Below are 16640 nucleotides of genomic sequence, written 5' to 3'. Positions count from 1 at the left end.
CAGTGGCGTCCCGTTCACAGCTTCGGCTTGATGTCGGTCTCCCACGCGTGCTGGCGCTCGGCCGGGGAGAGATGGCAGGCGACCTTGTGGCCGGCGCCGATGTCGAGCAGTTCCGGCCGGTCGGTCTCGCTGGCGCCGCCGTTCAGGTGCGCGTAGTTGCAGCGCGGGTTGAAGGCGCAGCCCTGCGGCACGTTGATCAGGCTGGGCGGCGTGCCCTTGATCGGGATCAGCCGCTCGGTGCGCTCGCGGTCGATCCGGGGCATCGACCCCAGCAGACCCCAGGTGTACGGGTGCTGCGGCCGGTCGAAGATGTCCTCGGCCGTGCCGTACTCGATCGCGCGACCGGCGTACATCACCTGGATGTCGTCGGCGAGCTCGGCGACCACGCCGAGGTCGTGGGTGATGATGATGACCGCGGAGTTGAACTCGCGCTGCAGGTCCCGGATCAGGTCCAGGATCTGCGCCTGCACGGTCACGTCGAGCGCGGTGGTCGGCTCGTCGGCGATCAGCAGGTCGGGGTCGCAGGACAGCGCCATCGCGATCATCGCGCGCTGCCGCATACCGCCGGAGAACTGGTGCGGGTAAGCGTCCACACGCTTGTCGGGCTGCGGGATGCCGACCCGGTCGAGCATGTCGATCGCGTGCTTGCGGGCGACCTTCTTGGTGACCTGGTTGTGCACCCGGTACGCCTCGACGATCTGCGCACCGACTGTGTAGAACGGGTGCATCGCCGACAGCGGGTCCTGGAAGATCATCGCCATCCGCTTACCGCGGAGCAGCCGGACCTCCTCGGGCGTCGAGGAGACCAGGTCCTGACCGTCGAGGAAGATCTGCCCGGTGATCCGGGCGCCGCCACGGGCGTGCAGGCCCATGATCGACAGGCTCGTCACACTCTTGCCGGAGCCGGACTCCCCCACGATGCCCAGCGTCTTGCCGCGCTCGAGCTGGAACGAGATCCCGTCGACCGACTTGACCACGCCGTCGTCGGTCGGGAAGTGCACCTTGAGGTCCCGGACGTCGAGGAAGGCCTCGCCGCGCTCGATCCGCTGGACGCCTGCGCCTTGAACGGTGTTGTCTGCGATTTCGGTCACGAGATTCGCACCCTCGGGTCGACGACGGCGTACAGGAGGTCAACGATCAGGTTCGCCAGCACGATGAAGAATGCGGCGACCAGCGTCACGCCGAGCACCTTCGGCAGGTCGTTCACGCGCAGCGCGATGACGGCGTACTGACCGATCCCCGGCAGCGAGAACGTCGTCTCGGTGAGGATCGCGCCACCCATCAGCAGACCGAGGTCCAGACCGAAGATCGTCAGGATCGGGGTCAGCGCGGAGCGCAGACCGTGCTTCATGACGACCGTCCGCTCCGTCAGGCCCTTGGCCCGAGCGGTCCGAACAAAGTCTTCGTTCATCGTCTCGAGCATGCCGGCCCGGGTCAGTCGCGCGTACGACGCGGCGTACAGGAAGGCCAGTGTCACCCAGGGAAGGATGAGGTCGTACGCCCACCAGATGGGGTTCGTTTCGTCGAGTGGGTTGGTGCCGCCCTGGACCGTCCAGCCCAGGCCGTAACTGAAGATCGACAGCGAGAGCAGGCCGGTGAAGAAGATCGGTAGCGAGACGCCGGCCAGTGCGACCGACATCAGCGACCGGTCCAGGACCGAACCGCGCTTCAGCGCCGAGATGATGCCGGTGCCGACACCGGTGATGAGCCAGATGAAGGCCGCACCACCCGCCAGCGAGGCGGTGACGGGTATTCGGGCGACCAGGTCCGGCCAGACCGGCTGCTGGGTCAGGAACGAGTACCCGAAGCACGGCGCCGGGCAGTGCTCGGTCGCCGGACCGTAGTTGTAGTCCTGCCCGACGAACAGGCCCTTCACGAAGCGGCCGTACTGCTCGTAGAGCGGATCGGTGAAGCCGAGCCGGACCGCCGTCTCGTGGATCTGCGTCGCCCCCGCACTCTTACCGACATAGCGCGACGCCAGGTCGTCGGCGGTCGCGCCGCCGAGCTTGGGAACGAGAAAGAAGATCGCGAACGTCACGGCCGTGACGATGAAGAGCAGGACTACTGCTCCGATCACCCGGCGGACCAGATATGCGAACACCGTGCTCGGCGGGGTGGCCGATGATCATCGCTGATCACCGGCCACCTAAGCCTTCACCTACCTCTGCTGAGCGATTTCGGTTGGTTGGTCAGGGCAACGACTTACTTGAGGCCGATGGCCGCGTAGTCGTACATGTTCTGACCGGCGTTGGTGAAGACGTTGGCCAGCGTGTCCGGGCGGTACAGCAGGCCCTTGGCCCAGATACCCGGCAGCGCGCCGGCATTCTCCATGACCTTCTTGTCGACGTCGACCCAGTACCCGTTGCGCTTGGTCTCGTCGGTCTCGGCCATCGCCTTGTCGACCAGGGCGTCGACCTCGGGGAGGCGGATACCGAGGTTGGTGTTACCACCGGTGGCCCGGATGGTCCGGCTGTCAACGATCTGCTGCAGGAAGCCGAAGCCGTCGTTCCAGTCCGCGCCCCAGCTGTAGACGATCAGGCCGAGCTTGTTCGCCTTCGCGAAGTCCGGCTTGCCCGCGTAGAGCTTGGTGTAGTCACCGGTCGGGTACGGCTTGGTGGTCAGCGTGATGCCGGCCTTCTTCAGCGACTGCTGCAGGGTTTCGGCAACAGCCTTCTCCTTGTTGCGGTCACCGCGGAAGGCGATGTTCACGGCGAAGCCGTTCGGCTGGTTGCACTGCTTCAGCTCGTCCTTGGCCTTCTCGACGTTGCCGTTCTTGTCGGCCTCGAAGCCGTAGTCGTCGAACTTCTGCGAGCCGAGGACCGACGGCGGCATCAGGTTCGTCGCGATGTCGCCACCGATCGGGCCACCGTAGGCGCGCTGGTAACCCTCGTGGTCGGCCGCGTACAGCACCGCCTTGCGGCAGTGGATGTTGTCCAGCGGCGGAACCTCGGTGTTCAGCACGGTGAAGTTCAGGCGCGGTGCCGGCACGTTGTCCGTGTGCGCCTTCAGCTTCGGGTCGGCCAGCACCTTCGCCTGGGTCTCCGGCTGCACACCGGTACCGGCGAGGTCGACGTCGAGGTCACCGGCGATCAGCCGGTTGTCGATGTCGGTGCCCTCGACGTTGTAGGCGATGGTCAACTTGTCCGGCAGCGCCTTGCGGCCCGAGTCCGGGTCGGTGGCCGCGTCGTAGTTCTCGTTGCGGACCAGGTCGAAGCCCTTGTTCGAGTCGTACGTCCCGAACTTGTACGGACCGGTCGCCATCGGGTGTTCCTTGTACTTCGCACCGGTGTCCTTCGCCTGCGGGACCGGAGCGGTCGACGGCAGCTGCGCGAAGTAGTCGAAGCTCGAGAACGGCTTCTTCAGGTGGAAGACGATGGTCTGGTCGTCCGGCGTCTCGATCGCCTTCGCGACACCGGCCAGGGCCTTGTCCTTGTAGACGCTGAAGCCCTCGGGAACGTCCAGCAGGAAGTCGTTGAAGTACGTCGGGCCGTTCGGCAGCGCCGCCTTGTCCAGCGACCGCGCAACGGCGTACTTGACGTCCTTCGAGGTGACCGGAGTGCCGTCCTCGTACTTCACGCCCTTGCGGAGCTTGTAGGTCCAGGTCTTGGCGCCGTCACTGGGCACACCAGGAGCCTCGGCCAGGTCCGGCGCCGGCTTGCCGCCGTCCTCGCCCGGAACCGCCTTGAAAGTCATCAGCGGGCGGACGTAGTTCCGCACCAGGTTCCAGGACAGGCCGTAGTAGGTGTCACCGGGGTCAGTGGAGTCCCACTGCTCGGTGATGGCCATCCGAAGCGTGCCGCCCTTTTTGTCACTCGGGCTGTAGACCTTGTCGACGGCCGCGTTGGCCTGCGGCTCGGCGCCACCGTTGCTGGTGCCACCCCCCGGCTTGGCCTTCGGTCCCCCGCAAGCCGCCAAGCTCAAGGCGACGGCCGCAGCGACGGCGGTCACCGTCGTGATGCGTTTCCGACTCATCTCTTGTTGCACCCCTTTGTGTGGTTGGGAGCTGTGCGTTCACACGGCTCCCGGTTTGGAGAGAAGTACTACCGCGACCGCGGGTCCAGCGCGTCGCGCAACCCGTCGCCGAACAGGTTGAAGGCCAGGACCGTGACGAAGATCGCCAGGCCCGGCGGGATCATGTACATCGGGTCGACGGCGTACCACTTCGAGGCGATCGACAGCATGTCGCCCCAGCTCGCCGTCGGCGGCCGGACGCCGACACCCAGGTACGACAGACCGGCCTCGAACAGGACGTTGGTCGGGATCAGCAGCGTCGAGTAGACCAGGATCGGCGCGATCAGGTTCGGCAGCAGCTCGGTGAACAGGATGTACGGCCGGCGCGCACCGAGGCTGCGGGCCGCGTCCACGAACTCACGCTCACGCAGCGACAGCGTCTGGCCGCGGATGATCCGGCCGATGTAGGGCCAGCTGAAGAAGCCGATGATGAAGACGATCAGCGCCACCCGCAGCGGGTCACCGGTCAGCCCGAGGATCGAGTCCGGGATCGCGCCGACCAGCGCCAGCGCGAACAGCACCAGCGGGAAGGCCAGGAAGATGTCCATCAAGCGGCTGATCAGGGCGTCGACCCAGCCGCCGAAGTAGCCGGCCACGATCCCCATCACGACACCGATCACCACCGACAGCAGGGTGGCCAGGAACGCGATCAGCAAGGAGATCCGGGCGCCGTACAGGATCCGGGCCAGGATGTCGCGGCCGTTGACCGGCTCGATCCCGAGCGGGTGGTCCCAGCTGATGCCGCCGAGCTTGCCGATCGGGGTCTGCAGGGACGGGTCGACCAGGTCCTGGTGGAAGTCGTTCGGCGTCACGCCGATCAGCTTGCAGATCAGGGGCGCGAAGATCGCCACGATGATCAGCAGGATGACGATGACGCCACCGGCGATCGCGATCTTGTCGCGCTTCAGCCGCATCCAGGAGATCTGCCAGAGCGACCGGCCCTCGATCTTCTTGACTCCGTCGAGGACGGCCTCCGGCTGGGCCGCCGACGACCCCGGTTCGACCTCGAGTGGTGCGCTCACGCGATGCGACTCCCCTGCCTCATTCGGTTGAACCGGATCGAAATCCGGTATGGCTGCCGCCTTAACCTGCCGCCATTACGGTCTGGAGTCAAACGCCGAATGCGGTGCGTTGCCCGATCGTGATCGCCAGGAAATCGTCCCGTATCGTGGACGTTTCCGCAGTAAAGCACGCTGTCCTACCGACGGTCGCCGCCAGCTCGCAAAACGTTACTGTCATGGCATCTTTGTGTCATTTACGCAGGCCCGACAGATGCAGGAATGCAAGCGGATCGAGGGCTCCGGAGACGTTCTGCACATCCTGACCGGCGACTACGCTGAGTCGCCCTTGCCACGTTGGAAGCACCGGGACCTCCCGGGCGAAAACGCCCTGCAGCTGCTCCAGCAGCTCCGCGCGCTTGATGCCGTTCTGCTCGGTCCGTTCCTGCTGCAGCAGCCTCGTCGCGGCGGCCGAGCGGTAGCCGTTCGGGAAGGGGTCGGTGACTCCGATGAACGGCGCCAGGTAGTTGTCGGCGTCCGGGTACTCCGGGATCCAGCCCGCGATATACAGATCGAAGGCTCCGGAACGGATCAGCTGCTGGTACGCCGGCCATTCCGCACTCCGCAAGGTCACCCGGAAAAGCCCCGAGGCGTCCAGCTGCCGCTTCAGCTCCAGGGCCTCGGCCTTCGAGCCCGGCCCGAACCGCGACGGCGTCCAGCCGAGCGTCAGCGGCACCACGCCCTTCACCCCGCCGGCCTTCAAGATCGCTGCCGCGGCAGCTTTGTTCGGCTGCTTGTACTCCGCGCGGTAGGCGTCCGTCGCGCCACCGAAACTCGGCGGCACCATCGAGTACAGCGGGCTGACGTGCTCGGCGTACGCCTTCTTCACCAGCGCCGGCCGGTCGATCAGTTGCGCGATCGCGCGCCGTACGGCGAGTTTGCGGGTCGTCACCGACTTCAGCTGGAAGGCAACGAACTGGATCACCGCGTCGTCGGACTCGACCACCTGCACCCGGTTCGACGACCGGAGTTTGTCGAGCTGCCCGATCGTGAAGCCGCGGTAGGCCAGGTCGGCCTTGCCACTACCGTCCATGCCGCCCGGCAGCGCCTGGTTCAACGCGGCCGCGTCCTTGACGAGCGCGACCTGGATGCCGTCGTTCCGCGCGGCGCGCGATCCCTTGTAGCCGGTGAAGCGCGCGAGTGTGACCGACTCCCCCGGCCGGTACGACGTCAGCTGGTACGGCCCGCTGCCGACCGCGGTTGCATCGAGCAACTTCTTCGCCGGGTACGACTCCTCGTCCACGATCGACGCGCCGGTCGTCGTGAGCAGGTACGGCAGTCGCGCGTCCGGAGCCTTCAGATTGAAGACCGCGGTCAGCTCGTCCGGCGTACCGACCGAGGTCACGGACGCGAACAGCGGCGCCGGCCCACCCGGTGTCTTCAGCGCCAGCATCCGGTCGAAGCTGAACCGCACGTCCGACGAGGTCAGCGCGTGCCCGTTCGGGAAGGTCAGGCCTTCCTTCAAACTGCACGTGTACGTCGTCGGCGAATCGAACTGGCAGTCGGCCGCATCCGGCACCGGCGTCGGCTTGCCCGGAAGAATCGTCAGCAGGGTCTGGTAGAGATTCGCCTGCACGGTCCGCGAACCGACGTCGTACGGACCGGCCGGATCGAGCGAGCTGATCGTGTCGGTGGTCGCGAGCCGCAGGACCATCTCCTTCGGCGTGGGAGTACCGGTGTGCGGCGCGTTGTCGTCCGGCTCACCGCACGCAACGAGGCTCACCCCGAGCCCACCGACCGCAGCGGTCACCACCAACCGCCGCCACAACTCGCTCACCCTGTCACCTTCCCCAGCCCGATACCTGCCCCCGAGGGCACCAAGTGACGGTAACGCCTCAGGAGAGCAACTGCCGCAGTGACTCCGGAGTCACGGCTTCCAATGAGCTCACGACCAATCGGCGCGGGGCCTCCGGGATCGGCACCCAGTGCGGCACGGCGACGACGTACGCGCCGGCCGCCGTTCCCGACTCGGTCCCGGTCATGGAGTCCTCGATCACCACGCACTGGGCCGGATCGACGCCGAGCTTGGCCGCCGCGGTCAGGTAGGGCTCGGGGTGCGGCTTGCCGTTGATCACCTCGTCACCGGCGATGATCACGTCGAACGGATCATCCGGCAGATGCCCGAGCACCGCGTCGATCATCACCCGGTACGACGCCGAGACCAGCGCGCACGGTACGTCGGCCTTGCGCAGCGCCTGCAGCAGCTCCAGCGCACCGGGCTGGAAGCTCACCTCCCGGCGCAGCGACTCGATCACCTCGCCGAAGATCCGCTCGGCCAGCTCCTCGGCGGTGATCACGCCGGCCGGCAGCGCCGCGAGCCAGACCTGGACGGCGTCCCGCAGGTCGCTGCCGATCAGCCCGAGGCTGTCCTCGTCGGTCCAGGTCCCGCCGAGCTCGGGCAGCACCTGCAGCTGCACCTCGGCCCAGACCTTCTCCGAGTCGACCAGCGTTCCGTCCATGTCCCAGAGCACGGCCTGCAGCACGGTTCCCCCTCTACTTCGTCGGTGTTCCGGAACCATTTTCCTCAGTCGGCCGGGCCACTCGGCGGGCGGGGCCGCCCGACACGTTCCGCCGGAGGTGAAACACAGGGCGTGGCGCGAGCCGAGCACGTAGGCTGGCAGTCCGGATTCCGGCAGCCCTGCCGGACGGCTAACAGACGACAGGGGGCCTGCGAGTGGTTGATCTCGCGAACCTGAGGGACCCGGTCGTGATCGCGGCGTTCGCGGGCTGGAACGACGCCGCCGAAGCGGCCACCGGAGCGGTCGACCACCTGATCGAGCAGTGGGGCGCCGAGCTCGTGCTCGAGATCGACCCCGAGGACTACTACGACTTCCAGGTGAACCGGCCCGAGGTCGGCTTCGACGAGAACGGCGAGCGCCGGCTGACCTGGCCGACGACCCGGGTCTACGTGGCGCAGCCCGAGGACACCGACCGCGACGTGCTGCTGATCCGCGGCGTCGAGCCGAACATGCGCTGGCGCGGCTTCGCGCGGGAACTGCTCGAGGTGGTCGACGAGTCGAACGCGCAGATCGTCGTCGTCCTCGGCGCGCTGCTCGCCGACTCCCCGCACACCCGGCCGATCCCGGTCTCCGCGACCTCCAACGACGAGGCGCTGAACGCGTCCTGGAGCCTGGAGCCGTCGACCTACGAGGGACCGACCGGGATCACCGGGGTCTTCGCCGACCTCTGCGGCGCCCTCGGCGTACCGTCGGTCTCGATCTGGTCGGCGATCCCGCACTACATCGCGGGCTCGCCCTGCCCGAAGGCGTCCCTGGCGCTGCTGAGCAAGATCGAAGCACTGCTCGACCTGCAGATCCCTGAAGGCGAGCTGCCCGAGATGGCCCGCGCGTGGCAGCGCGGCGCCGACGAGCTCAGCGAAGAAGACCCTGAGGTCGCGGAGTACGTGCAGTCCCTGGAGGAGCAGCGCGACACAGCCGATCTGCCGGAGGCCTCGGGCGACGCGATCGCCGCCGAGTTCGAGCGCTACCTGCGCCGGCGGAACAAGAACCACCCCGATACGCCGTAAATTTCTTGCTACCCACGGGTCACCTACTGTGGCGTAACATCCCGGATCGGCCTATTGTCGTCGTCGGACAGTAGGCCGCTCACGGGGAGCTGGACAGATGCGCAGGTCGCGGGACGAGCGAGGCAGTAGTTCCATGCCTGCCCTCGCGGTCCTGATCCTGCTCGGAATCGTCGCGGTGATCGGTTTCCTCGGGAACGACGAGGACGAGCCGCCGCCGGTCGATCTGACCACCCTCGCCGCCTCCAGTACGGCGACCACGATCGCGACCGCTCCGCTCGATCCCGAGCCGTATGCCGCGACCGCCGGGATCGTCGTTCACCCGCGCTCCGAGTCCGCGCTGTACTCCGCGCCGGACGGCGATCCGTTCGCCAAGATCGGTCCGAAGCAGTTCGGCCCGACCTGGCTGCCCGTGGTCGAGCAGACCGACGGCTGGGTCCGCGTCCTGCTGCCGTCGAAGCCGAACCGCTCGACCGGCTGGATGCGCGACGACGACCTGGAGCGCGCCTCCTCGTCGTACCTGATCCGGGTACACACCGGGTCGCGGACGATCGAGCTGTTCGAGAAGGGCAAGCGGCTGGGCTTGTGGAAGGCGGGTGTGGGCGCGCGCAAGACCCCGACCCCGGCCGGCCGCACCTTCCTGCTCGGCTCGATCGTCGACCACAAGCGCTCCGCGTCGCCGATCGTGCTGCCGCTGGGTGCGCACAGTCCCACTCTCGACACGTTCGGTGGCGGGCCTGGTACGGTCGCGATCCACGGCTGGCCGCGCGCCGACGTGTTCGGAGCCGCGATCAGCGCCGGGTGCGTCCGGGTGCCGAAGACCGCCCTCGCCAAACTTCAGCAGGTCCCGCTCGGGACGCTGGTTCAGATCGACAACAAGTGATGTACGTGAGGAGACCGCAGATGCGACAGCTCGTGCCGACCGTCGTCACGGCAGCGGCCGTGGCCGGCGTCGTGGCGTTCAGCCTGGTCGCCAGTGCCCCGGTGGGCAACGCCACCGCCCGCCCGTCGTCGGCGTACGCCGTCAGCGCCGAAGGTCAGGTGCCGGTCGACAAGACGCCGTACGTCGAATCCGCCGACGGCAAGCCGAAGAAGTCCTCGGCCCTCGAACTGCCGGACAACCCGCTGCTCGCGGTCCGCGCCGGCACCGTCAACGCCGGCAACAACTCGGCGTCGGTCGAGCTGATCGACGTCTCCGTCGGCGCCGACATCCTCGGTCAGATCCCGATCCCGCCGGACCTGAAGAAGCAGTGCGACGCGCTGCCGCCGACCGGCGCGGCCGACCTGCCGCTCCCCGACATCAAGCTGCCGGACCTCGGCCTGCCGATCCCGCTGCCGTCACTGAGCACCAAGGACCTGCCGGTCAAGAACCTCCCCGACCTGTGCAAGCTCCTGCTCACTCCCCCGAGCTCACTGCTCGGCATCGACGCCGTCAACGTCTGGTGCTCCGGCGCCAAGGGCGGCATCGACATCGGCTCCCTCACCCTGCTCGGCCAGACCGTGAAGATCCCCAGCACCACCCAGACCTTCACCACCCCGGCCAACCCGCTGATCGCCCTCACCGTCAACGAGCAGACCAAGAACGCCGACGGCTCCTTCACGGTCACCGGCCTCAAGATCAACCTCGGCAACGGCGCCCAGGTCATCCGCCTGGCCTCCGCCACCTGCGCCAAGCCCGCCGCCGCCAAGCCCACCCCCAAGCCGACCCACCACCCGACCCCCCAGCCTCCGGTGGAACAGCCCCCGAACGCCCCCAAGCCCACGCCGATCAAGACCCACGTCCCGGTCACCGGCTGAGCTTCCGCTTTCCCTGGAGCCCGCGCGGCGCACTCCAGGGATTAGGCAAGAACTCTTGTACAAGATTCATTGCAAGACGTGCTCGCAGCGCGCCCGCGAGGACTCTTTAGAGCTTGATGCCCAGCAGCGAATCGATGACCTGGGCAACCAGGGCCGGCGCCGTCGCGTCGTCGCCGTTGGTTTCGGACCAGGTGTCGACGGCCGAGAGGGCGGCGACCGTGTCGAGGTCGTTGGTGAGCGCAGCCCGTACGGCGTCCACCGTGGCAGCGCCGTCGGGGCCGGTACCGCGGCTGAGCGCACCGCGCCAGACATCGAGGCGCGACTGAGCCTCGGTCAGACCTTCGGCCGTCCAGAACCAGTCAGTGCGGTAGTGATTGGCCAGCAGCGCCAACCGAATCGCCATCGGGTCCGTGCCGGAGAGGCGTTCCTTCGACACAAGCACCAGGTTGCCCTTGGACTTCGACATCTTCTCGCCGTCCAGCCCAACCATCGCCTGATGCACATAAGCCCGGGCGAACGGATGCCGCCCGGTCGCCACCTGCGCACCGCTCGCCGACATCTCGTGGTGCGGGAAGATCAGGTCCGACCCACCGCCCTGCACATCGAACGACATCCCGAGGTGCTTGAGCGCGATCGCCGAGCACTCGACGTGCCAGCCCGGGCGACCGCGGCCGACCGGTGAGTCCCACGACGGCTCATCAGGGCGCTCGTGGCGCCACAGCAGGCTGTCCAGCGGGTCCTGCTTGCCCTCGCGGTCCGGGTCTCCCCCACGCTCGGCGAACAGCGCGGTCATCGTCTCGCGGTCGTAGTTCGAGACGCCACCGAACGCCGGGTCCGCCTTCACGGCGAAATACAGGTCGCCGTCGACCGAGTACACGGCGCCGGCCTGCTGGAGCTCCTGGACCGCGGACGCGACCAGGTCGATCGACTCGACGACGCCGATGTAGTGCTGCGGCGGGATCACCCGCAGCGCGGTCATGTCGTCACGGAACAGCTGGATCTCCTTGTGCGCCAGCTCGGTCCAGTCGACACCGGTCGCGGCGGCGCGCTCGAGCAGCGGGTCGTCCACATCGGTGATGTTCTGCGTGTAGACCACGTCGTACCCGGCGTCGCGCCACAGCCGGTTCACCAGGTCGAACGTGACGTACGTCGCCGCGTGCCCCATGTGGGTCGCGTCGTACGGCGTGATGCCGCACACGTACATCCGCGCGGTCCGGCCGTCGACGGGCGCCACCTCCACCGGTCCGCCGGAGGCGGTGTCGTGGAGGCGCAGCCGCCGGGCCGGACCCGGGACGACCGGGATGTCTGGATGAGTCCACGCCTGCATGATCTGGAGCTTATGTCAGGGCGCATTTCCGCGATGCGACCCGGTTCCATTCCCCGGTCCCAGCCGCCCGCCGCGGGCCCGGTCGGCTACCCTGCCCAGACCCGCTCGACGTACGCCGTGAAGCTTCCCGCCGGTCGACCGAGCAGCCGCTCGACATCAGCGCTCGGCGTGGTCAAATGCCCCGCGCGCATGGTCGCGAACAAGTCGTTCAGCTCGTCGGCGACCTCGGCCGGCCAGCCGATCCCCACGAGCATCGCGTGGTACTCAGCCGGCGTCACGGCGACGTACTCGACCGCCCGTCCGGAGACTTTGGCGATCGTCTCCACCGCCTCGCCGAACGTGATCGACTCCGGCCCGGACAGGTTGTAGATCTGCCCGTCATGCTCGGACGACGTCAGCACCTTGGCCGCAACCTCCGCCAGGTCCTCCAGGTCGACGAACGGCTCCCGCAGGTCCCCCGCCGGCAACGCCAGTCGCCCGGACAGCACCGGCTCATGCCACATGTCCTCGGTGAAGTTCTGCGCGAAGTTGTTCGCCCGCAGGATCGTCCATCCGACGCCCGCGGCCCGGACCGCCCGCTCCGCCTCAGCCATCCCCGCGCCGAACCGCCCCACCACCTTGTCCATCCCACGCCCCGACAGCGCGACAAACCGCCGTACACCGGCTGTCACCGCCTGCTCGACGAACGCCTCGATCGGCTCCGGATCGTCCGGCGCCACCAGATACACCGCCTCCACATCCCGTACGGCGTCCGCCCAGCTCCCGCGATCCGTCCAGTCGAACCGGGCCTCCCCCGACCGCGACGCCGCCCGCACGTCAACACCGTCCGCCCGCAGCCGCGCCACCACGCGCCGGCCGGTCTTACCTGTCGCTCCCAACACCAGAATCGTCATACCCACAGTCAATCCACGAACCACCACGGATCGAATGGGCGATCGGACCGCGCTCATGTGCGGACGGCCCACCTAGGGTGGGGAGCGTGGATCCTCTCGACGACCTCTTGCGCGGCCTGCGGGCCGAAGGCGCCGTCCTCGGTACGCCGGTGCTCGCGCCGCCGTACGCACTGCGTTTCGTCGACGGCGCGGCGCTGACGTTCTGCGCGCCACTGCTCGGCAGCGGCTGGATCGTTGCTGAAGGCATCGACCCGGTCCGGATCGTCCCCGGCGACACCGCGATCGTCCGCGGCCCGAAGCCGTTCCTGTTCACCGACGACCCGGCGCGCTCCGGGCCGACCATCGACGTGCGCTGTGACGGCCGGGTCGATTCACCCGGCCCGATCGACCACGGCACGGTCCTGATGGCGGGCGCGTACCACGTGCGCCAGGAGCTTCCTCGCCGGCTGGTCGCCGAGCTTCCGCCGCTGGTCGTCGTACCGGAGGATCACGATTGCACGCCGCTCCGGGAGTATCTGCAGGAGCGGATCGCGGCCGGCGCGCTCGGCCGTCACGTCGGCCTGGATCGCTTGCTGGACTGGCTGATGGTCTGCTGTCTGCGCGACTGGTTCGAGGCCAACCCGCCGCCCTGGTACCGCGCCCTCGGCGACGATGTGGCCGGCCCGGTGCTCCAGGCGATGCACAACTCCCCCGCCACGGGCTGGACGCTCGCCGGTCTCGCCGAGGTCGCCGCGGTCTCTCGGACAACGCTCGTCCGGCGCTTCACGCAGCTCACCGGTCAGGCGCCGCTGACCTACCTGACCGAGCTCCGGATGACGCTGGCAGCCGACCTGCTCACCGAACCCGACGCAACCGTCGCGGCAGTCGCCCGCCGCGTCGGGTACGCCGATGCGTTCAGCTTCAGTTCGGCGTTCAAGCGCGAGCGCGGCATCAGTCCGAGCGTCGCTCAGAAGGCCGGCCAGGGGATGGCCGGCCAGTCGTCACTCGGGTAGGGATACGTTCCGGTCTTCAGCAGCGTCGCGCACCGCTCGCGGGTCGCGGTCAGCTCGACCGCGGTGATCAGCTGACCGAGCTCCTGCCCGAATCCACCGGCCAGTCCGTCGGCCAAGCGCCTTACGTCGTCCAGGAGGTCTGGCGCGATCGGCTCACCGGCCCAGCCCCACAACACTGTCCGGAGCTTGTCATCGGCGTTGAACGTGAGGCCGTGGTCGACGCCGAACACCCGGCTGTCGCCCGGGTTGAGCACGTGCCCGCCCTTGCGGTCGGCATTGTTGACCAAGGCATCGAACACGGCCATCCGCCGCAACGCCTCGGTGTCGGCGTGTACCAGCGTCACCGGGTTGTGCCGGCCGTCCATCGCGTCCAGGACACCGACCCAGCCGGACGGAACCCGGCCCTGCGGCACGATGTCGACCAGCTCGGTCTCACCCGCGGTCAGCTCGACCTCGTCGATCCACAGCTGCACCATGCCCGGACCGAGCGGCCCGTCCCGCAGCAGTGTCGGCGGCACGATCGACCAGCCGAGCGCCTCGGAGACGACGTACGCCGCGTACTCGCGCTCGGCGAGCGTGCCGTCGGGAAAGTCCCACAGCGGCCGCTCCCCCTGCACCGGCTTGTAGACCACCGTCGCCGTCTCCCCGCCGAGCGTGACCGACCCCTGGTAGGTCCCGTTCGAAGCGGCCATCAGCCGCCCGTGCAGCGACAGCTCGCCTTGAGCCAGGAGGTCGGGATCAATCATTCGGGAGGTGCCTGCGGTAGCCGTTGGCGCGGGGGCAGATGTGGCCCTCGGGGTCGATCGGGCGGCCGCAGAACGGGCAGTTCGGGCGGCCGGAGGCGACCAGTGCGACCGCCCGCCGGGCGAACGCCCGGGCCTGCTGCTCGCTGAGCCGGACCACGAACACCTCGCCGTCCTCGGACTCGAGCACGGCCGCGACCGGGTCCTCCTCCTCGAGCTCGACCTGCTCGGTGCTGACGACCGAGAAGACCTCGATCACCACCCGCTCGGTGTCGGCCTCCCAGGCCAGCGTCATGGTGCCGGCCCGGAACTCCTCCTCGATCGGCTGCTCCAGCGGGTCGGTGTCGTCCGGCCCCACCGGTGTCAGTGGCTCCCGCTCGAACCGGCGCGCGACCTCGTCCAGCATCACGTCCAGCCGCTCCGCGAGCGCCATCACCTGTTCCTTCTCACAGGCCACCGAGGTCAGCCGGACCCCGGCCCGGGCCTGCAGGAAGAAGGTTCTCGCACCGGGTTCTCCCACGGTGCCGGCGACGAACCGCTCAGGATCGTCGTACGAGTGAACAACGCGTGCCATGACTACGACCCTATTACCGTCCGCCTACTACCGCGTCGGAAGACTGCTTTTTGGTCGCTTTGCCCTTCGCCGGCGGCTTCGGAATCAGCGAGGCCAGCTCGCTGCCGGTGTCGTTGAGCCGGACCAGGAACGGGCGGGTCTGGGTGTAGGTGATGATCGTCGTGGAGGCGGTGTCGACGACGATCCGCTGGAAGGTGTCCAGGTGCTGACCGAGGGCATCGGCAACGATCGCCTTGATCACGTCACCGTGCGACACGGCCACCCAGATCGCGTCGTCCGGCAGTACCGCATTGTGCGCCCGGATCGCGTCCACCCCGCGCTGCTGCATCGCCCGCATCGATTCGCCGTTCGGGAACGTCACCGCCGACGGGTGCGCCTGCACGACCGACCACAGCGGGTCCTTGGCCAGGGTCGAGATCTTCTGCCCGGTCCAATCGCCGTACCCGCACTCGGTCAGCCGGCGGTCGCTCGCCGGCCGCAGCCCGGGATGACGCTTGGCGATCGCGGCCGCGGTCTGCCGGCAGCGCTCCAGCGGCGAGGTGACGATCGCGGCCAGCGGCAGCGCCGCGAGCCGCTCAGCGACCGCTTCGGCCTGCTGGACGCCGGTCTCGTCGAGCCGCACGCCCGGCATCCGGCCGGCCAACGTGCCGGATGTGTTCGACGTACTGCGGCCGTGCCGGACCAGAATCACCGTGGGCATAAGGGGCACGGTATCCGGTCAGCGCAACCGCCGGTGCCATGATGGAGCGGTGATCGTCGATTGCGGGGTGTACGCCGAGGGCGAGCGGCTCGATCTGCCGAAGGAACCCGAATCCGTCGCCCACACCATCGGCGAGGACACCCGCACGTTCGGCTGGGTCGGCCTGCACGAACCGTCGGCCGCGGAGATGCGCCGCGTGCAGGCTCTCTTCGGCCTGCACGAGCTCGCCGTCGAGGACGCCCTGAAGGCCCACCAGCGGCCCAAGGTCGAGCGGTACGGCGCCGACCTGGTCGTCGTACTGCGCACGCTCTGGTACGTCGACGAGGGCGACCAGGTGGAGACCGGCCAGGTCAGCGTCTTCGTCGGACCGCAGTACGTCGTGACCGTGCGGCACGGCGACGGTGCCGAACTGGCGACCACCCGGCAGGCGCTCGAGGACCGGGCCTCGATGCTCGGCCACGGACCGGGCGCGGTGCTGTGGGCGGTCTGCGACTCGGTCGTCGACGGCTACGAGGAGGTCGCCGAGCAGGTCGAGATCGACATCGACGAGGTCGAGTCCTCGGTCTTCTCGCCGGAGCGGACCAGCGACGCCGAGCGGATCTACAAGCTCAAGCGCGAGGTGCTCGAGATGCGCCGCGCGATCGTTCCGCTGCGCGAGCCGATGGAGGCGTTCGCACACGGTGCCCCCGGCATCAATCGCGAGGCCGCGGCCTTCTTCCGCGACGTGGCCGACCACGTCAGCCGGGTGTCGGACCAGACCGACGCCCTGGACACCCTGCTCAGCTCGGCGCTGAACGCGCACCTGGCCCGCGTCTCGGTCCAGCAGAACGACGACATGCGGAAAATCTCAGCCTGGGTGATGATCGCCGCAGTGCCGACCATGCTGGCCGGCATCTACGGCATGAACTTCGACAACATGCCCGAACTGCGCTGGCACTTCGGGTACTACGCCGTCCTGCTGCTGATGGGCGGCGTCTGCGGCACGGTGTACGGCTTCTTCCGCAAGGTCGGCTGGCTCTAGG

16 protein-coding genes are annotated in these 16640 nt (G+C 68.3%); 5 read left to right on the top strand and 11 right to left on the bottom strand.

Annotated features, from left to right (window positions below):
* Window positions 1–14: 14 nt before the first annotated feature.
* From ABZS29_RS21600 to ABZS29_RS21575, 6 genes are all read right to left on the bottom strand, one after another.
* Window positions 15–1082 (bottom strand): ABC transporter ATP-binding protein, encoded by a 1068-nt coding sequence (locus ABZS29_RS21600; protein ID WP_355464421.1) that lies wholly within the window; start codon window positions 1080–1082, stop codon window positions 15–17.
* 5 nt (window positions 1083–1087) lie between these two features.
* The gene (locus tag ABZS29_RS21595; RefSeq protein ID WP_355464054.1) at window positions 1088–2101 is read right to left on the bottom strand and encodes an ABC transporter permease; all 1014 of its coding nucleotides are present in this window, start codon (window positions 2099–2101) and stop codon (window positions 1088–1090) included.
* A 101-nt stretch (window positions 2102–2202) separates the two neighbouring features.
* Window positions 2203–3972, bottom strand: a complete 1770-nt coding sequence (locus ABZS29_RS21590) for an ABC transporter substrate-binding protein (protein ID WP_355464053.1) — start codon at window positions 3970–3972, stop codon at window positions 2203–2205.
* A gap of 68 nt (window positions 3973–4040) precedes the next feature.
* A complete protein-coding gene (locus tag ABZS29_RS21585; RefSeq protein WP_355464052.1) occupies window positions 4041–5033 on the bottom strand; it encodes an ABC transporter permease in 993 nt (330 codons plus the stop codon).
* Window positions 5034–5262: 229 nt separating this feature from the next.
* Window positions 5263–6846 (bottom strand): ABC transporter substrate-binding protein, encoded by a 1584-nt coding sequence (locus tag ABZS29_RS21580; protein ID WP_355464051.1) that lies wholly within the window; start codon window positions 6844–6846, stop codon window positions 5263–5265.
* Between the two features lie 58 nt (window positions 6847–6904).
* On the bottom strand, window positions 6905–7552 hold the full coding sequence (locus tag ABZS29_RS21575; RefSeq protein WP_355464050.1) for an HAD family phosphatase: 648 nt from the start codon (window positions 7550–7552) through the stop codon (window positions 6905–6907).
* A gap of 191 nt (window positions 7553–7743) precedes the next feature.
* On the opposite strand from ABZS29_RS21575, the gene ABZS29_RS21570 reads away from it, so the two are divergent.
* The 3 genes from ABZS29_RS21570 (at window position 7744) to ABZS29_RS21560 (ending at window position 10389) form a co-directional block, all read left to right on the top strand.
* Entirely contained in the window at window positions 7744–8595 is an 852-nt protein-coding gene (locus ABZS29_RS21570) for a PAC2 family protein (protein ID WP_355464049.1), read from the top strand.
* A 133-nt stretch (window positions 8596–8728) separates the two neighbouring features.
* The gene (locus ABZS29_RS21565) at window positions 8729–9475 is read left to right on the top strand and encodes a L,D-transpeptidase (RefSeq protein WP_355464048.1); all 747 of its coding nucleotides are present in this window, start codon (window positions 8729–8731) and stop codon (window positions 9473–9475) included.
* A 20-nt stretch (window positions 9476–9495) separates the two neighbouring features.
* Window positions 9496–10389 (top strand): hypothetical protein, encoded by an 894-nt coding sequence (locus tag ABZS29_RS21560; protein WP_355464047.1) that lies wholly within the window; start codon window positions 9496–9498, stop codon window positions 10387–10389.
* A gap of 106 nt (window positions 10390–10495) precedes the next feature.
* Here ABZS29_RS21560 and mshC read toward each other — a convergent pair whose 3' ends face one another.
* A complete protein-coding gene (gene mshC / locus ABZS29_RS21555) occupies window positions 10496–11716 on the bottom strand; it encodes a cysteine--1-D-myo-inosityl 2-amino-2-deoxy-alpha-D-glucopyranoside ligase (protein ID WP_355464046.1) in 1221 nt (406 codons plus the stop codon).
* A gap of 86 nt (window positions 11717–11802) precedes the next feature.
* Window positions 11803–12609, bottom strand: coding sequence for an NAD(P)H-binding protein (locus ABZS29_RS21550; protein WP_355464045.1), 807 nt, complete (start codon window positions 12607–12609; stop codon window positions 11803–11805).
* An 86-nt stretch (window positions 12610–12695) separates the two neighbouring features.
* Between ABZS29_RS21550 and ABZS29_RS21545 the strand changes: the two genes are divergently transcribed.
* Complete coding sequence (locus ABZS29_RS21545; RefSeq protein ID WP_355464044.1) at window positions 12696–13601, top strand: AraC family transcriptional regulator; 906 nt, start codon at window positions 12696–12698, stop codon at window positions 13599–13601.
* Here ABZS29_RS21545 and ABZS29_RS21540 read toward each other — a convergent pair.
* The 3 genes from ABZS29_RS21540 to ABZS29_RS21530 are packed head-to-tail and all read right to left on the bottom strand — an operon-like array spanning window position 13556 to window position 15618.
* Window positions 13556–14347, bottom strand: a complete 792-nt coding sequence (locus tag ABZS29_RS21540) for an SCO1664 family protein (RefSeq protein WP_355464043.1) — start codon at window positions 14345–14347, stop codon at window positions 13556–13558. The two genes, ABZS29_RS21545 and ABZS29_RS21540, sit on opposite strands and share 46 nt — an antisense overlap.
* Entirely contained in the window at window positions 14340–14918 is a 579-nt protein-coding gene (locus tag ABZS29_RS21535; protein WP_355464042.1) for a DUF3090 family protein, read from the bottom strand. The genes ABZS29_RS21540 and ABZS29_RS21535 overlap by 8 nt, the downstream gene beginning before the upstream one ends.
* Window positions 14919–14931: 13 nt before the next feature.
* The gene (locus tag ABZS29_RS21530; RefSeq protein WP_355464041.1) at window positions 14932–15618 is read right to left on the bottom strand and encodes a histidine phosphatase family protein; all 687 of its coding nucleotides are present in this window, start codon (window positions 15616–15618) and stop codon (window positions 14932–14934) included.
* A gap of 49 nt (window positions 15619–15667) precedes the next feature.
* Here ABZS29_RS21530 and corA point away from each other — a divergent pair, with 49 nt between their 5' ends.
* Entirely contained in the window at window positions 15668–16639 is a 972-nt protein-coding gene (corA, locus tag ABZS29_RS21525; RefSeq protein ID WP_355464040.1) for a magnesium/cobalt transporter CorA, read from the top strand.
* Window position 16640: the final 1 nt, after the last annotated feature.

This window comes from Kribbella sp. NPDC005582 (assembly GCF_040605415.1).
Classification (GTDB): Bacteria; Actinomycetota; Actinomycetes; order Propionibacteriales; family Kribbellaceae; genus Kribbella.
The sequence above is the reverse complement of the archived record's forward strand: the minus strand, read 5'-3'. Positions and strand labels throughout refer to the sequence as shown.

Coding starts and splice junctions, on each gene's coding strand:
- ABZS29_RS21590 (WP_355464053.1), bottom strand. CDS start 3,972: ATGAGTCGGAAACGCATCACGACGGTGACCGCCGTCGCTGCGGCCGTC.
- ABZS29_RS21565 (WP_355464048.1), top strand. CDS start 8,729: ATGCCTGCCCTCGCGGTCCTGATCCTGCTCGGAATCGTCGCGGTGATC.
- ABZS29_RS21560 (WP_355464047.1), top strand. CDS start 9,496: ATGCGACAGCTCGTGCCGACCGTCGTCACGGCAGCGGCCGTGGCCGGC.
- mshC (WP_355464046.1), bottom strand. CDS start 11,716: ATGCAGGCGTGGACTCATCCAGACATCCCGGTCGTCCCGGGTCCGGCC.
- ABZS29_RS21550 (WP_355464045.1), bottom strand. CDS start 12,609: ATGACGATTCTGGTGTTGGGAGCGACAGGTAAGACCGGCCGGCGCGTG.
- ABZS29_RS21540 (WP_355464043.1), bottom strand. CDS start 14,347: ATGATTGATCCCGACCTCCTGGCTCAAGGCGAGCTGTCGCTGCACGGG.
- ABZS29_RS21535 (WP_355464042.1), bottom strand. CDS start 14,918: ATGGCACGCGTTGTTCACTCGTACGACGATCCTGAGCGGTTCGTCGCC.
- ABZS29_RS21530 (WP_355464041.1), bottom strand. CDS start 15,618: ATGCCCACGGTGATTCTGGTCCGGCACGGCCGCAGTACGTCGAACACA.